Consider the following 3,745-nt stretch of genomic DNA (forward strand, 5'->3'; position numbering starts at 1 on the left):
CTCGCGCGGGAAGTCCTTGAGATAGGCGGCGAGCTCGGGACCCGGCTCCTCCGTCTCCAGATAGGGGCGCAGCTCGCGCTGCAGCCAGTCGTCATAGGCGAAGGGAATGTGGTTCGCCTTCTCCTCCAGGAAGAAGTCGAAGGGGTTGATCGCGGCGATCTCGGCGACCAGATCGACCTCGACGATGAACTCGCGTGTTGCACCGGCGCCGTCGAGGTGCTGGCGGGGGAGGATGGCGCGCTGGTCATCCGCATCCCGGCGGCGGCCATGTTCGCCACCGGCAGCGATGCCGTGAAGGCCCGCCACCGCGTCGTCGTCGAGCGGGTGGGGCAGACCCTGGCGGCGGAGGCCGGCAGCATCCTGGTGGTCGCCCACACCGACGACCAGACCCCGCCGAATGGCCGCCTTCCCACTGCCCAGGCCCTGACCGATGCCCGCGCCGAAGCGGTCCGCAAGCTGCTGGAGCGCAGCATCCCGCCAACCCGCCTGTCGGCCGAGGGGCATGGCGACCAGGAGCCCATCGCAATGAACGACACGGCGGCCGGGCGCGACGCCAACCGGCGGATCGACATCCGCCTCTATCCGCATTAGGGCGCCCGCCATGGCCGACCCCCGTCCCGTCAAGGCCGGCGCCAGCCCGGCGAGCAAAACGGCGAAGAAGACCGTCAGGCGCCGCCCCCGGGACAGGCGCAGGCCCGCCGCCGCACCATCGCCGCACCGTTCCGCCCGCAGCCGCTGGGCGGCGTCGCTGCCGGGCGCGCTGGCGCTGGGGCTGGCCGGCTGGCTGTTGCTGCCCCGTCTGGCGGCGTCCGTCGCCCCGCATCTGCTGCCGACCATTCAGCCGGACTGGAGCGTCCGCCTGCTGCCGCTGGTCGTGGCGCTGGCCGCCTGGATCGCCGTCAACCGCCGCATCGACGCCCGCGAGCGCGCCGCCAACGCCCGCCTGCTGGAGGCGCTGGCCGCCGGCCGCGATCCCGAGTTGAAGGCCTCGCTGGAGGAGATCGGCGCGGTGCGCAAGCGCCTCGACGCTGCGCTGGGCCAGCTGCGCAAGCGGCGGGGCGGGCGCTATCTCTACCAGCTTCCGTGGTATCTGGTGATCGGCGCCCCCGGGTCGGGCAAGACCACGGCGCTGGCCAACACCGGCCTCGTCGCCAGCGCCGTCGCCAGCGCCGTCGACGGCACCGCCGCCGGATCGCCGGCGGGAGCATTCGCGGGGCCGTTCGCAGGGTTGGGCGGCACCCGCAATTGCGACTGGTGGTTCACCGACCGCGCCGTCCTGATCGACACCGCCGGGCGCTACACCACCCAGGACAGCCGGCGCGCGGTGGACGGGCGGGTGTGGTCCGGCCTGCTCGACCTGTTGAAGGAGCATCGCCCGCGCCAGCCCGCCAACGGCGTCCTGCTCACCGTCAGCCTGCCCGAGCTGACGGGCTGGCGCGATGCCGAGCGCCGCAACCACGCCATCCTGATCCGCCAGCGCCTGAATGAGCTGCGGGTGCAGCTGGGCGTTCGGCTGCCGGTCTATCTTCTGCTGACCAAGGCCGACCTGCTGGACGGCTTCGCCACCTTCTTCGATCCGCTGGACCGCGAGGCGCGCAGCCAGATCTGGGGCCTGACCCTGCCTGCGGACGAAGCGGAAACCGGCCCGCTCTCCACCTTCCGCGACCTTTATGCCGGGCTGGTGCGGCGGCTGGACGAACGGCTGCTCGACCGGCTCCACCAGGAGCCGGACATCCGCCGCCGCAGCGACGCCTTCGCCCTGCCGCTGCGCGTGGCGGAGCTGGAGCCGGCGCTGGCCGACATCGTCGACACCGTCTTCGGCTCCGAGCATGGCGAGGAGACTCCGCGCCTGCGCGGCCTCTACCTGACCAGCGCCACCCAGTCCGACGCCTCGCTCGCCCTGCTGGAGCCTGCCGCCGCCGGCCCGGCCTCCACCTATTTCCTCGAACGGCTGCTGCCCGACGTGGTCTTCCCCGAGGCCAACCTCGCCCGGGTCGATCCGATGGTCGAGCGCGCCCGCCGCCGACGCGCCCTGCTGTCCGTCGCCGCCGCCCTGACGCTCGGCCTGGCGGTCGGCGGCTGGTGGCTGGCCAGCGCCCGCGGCAACGCCGCCCTGCTGGAGCGCGCCGATGCCGGCGCCGCGGCGGTGGAGGCGGCCCTGCGCCTGCTCGACACCCCGCCGCGCTCGCTGGCGCGGGTCGACGATGCCGATCCCGCGGCGATCCTGCCGGCGCTCGATGCCCTGCGTGCCCTGCCGCTGGCCTTCGACGAGGCCCGGACCTGGACGGAGCAGGAGTGGGCCGCCCCGGCGCTGGCCGGTGGCCTGTACCAGGGGGGGCGCATCGCCGCCCCGGCGCAGGAGGCCTACCGCCGCGCCCTGCGCAGCCAGTTCCTGGCCCGCATCGCCCTGCGTCTGGAGGAGCGGCTGCGCGCCGACTGGGCCTTGCCCGACCAGCTGCGCCAGACCCTGCGCGTCTACCGCATGATCAGCGGCCAGATGGGCGGCCAGATGGGCGGGAGAGCGGAGCCGATGGATGCCGGCGCCTTGGCGGAGTGGCTGGCGCTGGACTGGCAGCGCACGCTGCCCGGCCCGGCCAACGAGGCGCGGCGCCGTGCGCTCGGCGACCATCTGGCCGCCCTGCTCGCCGCCGGTTTCGCTCCCGTCCCGCCCGATGAGGTCCTGGTCGCCCGTGTGCTGGAGGTGCTGGCGNCATCGACGCCCTTCATCGAAACCGACGGCACCCGCCGCGAGGTGGACGCCCGCTCGGGCTGTCCGTGCTGGAAATCGCGCACAAGAACAGCCTGGACCTGGAAAGCGCCTGCGAAGGATCGCTGGCCTGCTCCACCTGCCATGTCGTGATCGAGCCGGAGTGGTTCGACGTCTGCCGGATCCCCAGGAGGACGAGGAGGACATGCTGGACCTCGCCTTCGGCCTGACCAAGACTTCGCGCCTGGGCTGCCAGATCATCATGACCGAAGAGCTGGATGGGCTGGTCGTCCGCCTGCCGGGCGGCAGCAACAACGCGATGAAGTGACGGTCCGGGGGAACCCTGTTCCGGCCGCCGGGCCAGCGTCGCACAGACGTCTCACCCGGCGGTCTCCTTTCCTGCCTTTTCCGGGCGATTGTTGATGGCGACACTGTTCCCCGACCCGATGGAGAAGCTGTTCCAGTTGATGACGGCGTTCCGGGAGGTCTGGTCGATGATGACGCTGGTGCCCGACGGGGTGGCGATGGACACTGCCCCGGCGGCGACCGACGGACCGGCCGGCAAGGTCTGGGCCGAGGCCGGTGCGATGGCGCTTTCCATCAGGGCGACACTGGCGATCAGCCACAGCGACAGTTTGGCCATGGATCGTCCGGAACACCGGGGCACCGGGTGCCATGGTGCTCGGGACGATTCCCGGCCGGGGATGGCATCGTGGAATGCCGCCGGTGCCGGAATACGGGCAGTCTTGGCAAGACACGTCATCGCGCTCACAACGCACCCCTGTCGTTCCGCTTGGTGGCGCACCTGTACCGGCTGCACTCACTGCGGGATCGTCCTGACGATGCGGGACGATCATGAGAGGTTGCAGCGCGTCGCTTCGGAACACCCAATGTTGCGGACCATAAGGGGGTGCCCGGCGGTGCGGCACCCCATGATCATGGGGGCGTCGGCGCATCCCCATGAATATGGGGGAAGGGGCGGGGCGCTCACCGATAAGGGGTTGTTGGCCCGGAGAACGCCGATTATCGTCGATCGGT

3 protein-coding genes and 2 pseudogenes are annotated in these 3,745 nt (G+C 71.8%); 3 read left to right on the forward strand and 2 right to left on the reverse strand.

The genetic code is table 11. The features are described 5' to 3' along the window. Positions 1-306: hypothetical protein (locus I71_RS39445; protein WP_042690987.1), on the reverse strand; the 306-nt coding region annotated here is incomplete at its 3' end. Between I71_RS39445 and I71_RS04065 the strand changes: the two genes are divergently transcribed. From I71_RS04065 to I71_RS39450, 3 genes and pseudogenes are all read left to right on the forward strand, one after another. Beyond that, positions 292-591, forward strand: a complete 300-nt coding sequence (locus I71_RS04065) for an OmpA family protein (protein WP_042690990.1) — start codon at positions 292-294, stop codon at positions 589-591. The genes I71_RS39445 and I71_RS04065 overlap by 15 nt on opposite strands. A 10-nt stretch (positions 592-601) precedes the next feature. Beyond that, positions 602-2,653: pseudogene (gene tssM, locus I71_RS04070) on the forward strand (type VI secretion system membrane subunit TssM); the annotation flags it as partial. A 51-nt stretch (positions 2,654-2,704) separates the two neighbouring features. Next, a pseudogene (locus tag I71_RS39450) lies at positions 2,705-3,035 on the forward strand (ferredoxin family 2Fe-2S iron-sulfur cluster binding protein). A gap of 51 nt (positions 3,036-3,086) precedes the next feature. On the opposite strand, the gene I71_RS04080 reads toward I71_RS39450, so the two are convergent. Then, complete coding sequence (locus I71_RS04080; protein ID WP_042690992.1) at positions 3,087-3,350, reverse strand: hypothetical protein; 264 nt, start codon at positions 3,348-3,350, stop codon at positions 3,087-3,089. Positions 3,351-3,745 lie beyond the last annotated feature (395 nt).

Source organism: Azospirillum sp. B506 (assembly GCF_000333595.1).
Taxonomy (GTDB): Bacteria; Pseudomonadota; Alphaproteobacteria; order Azospirillales; family Azospirillaceae; genus Azospirillum.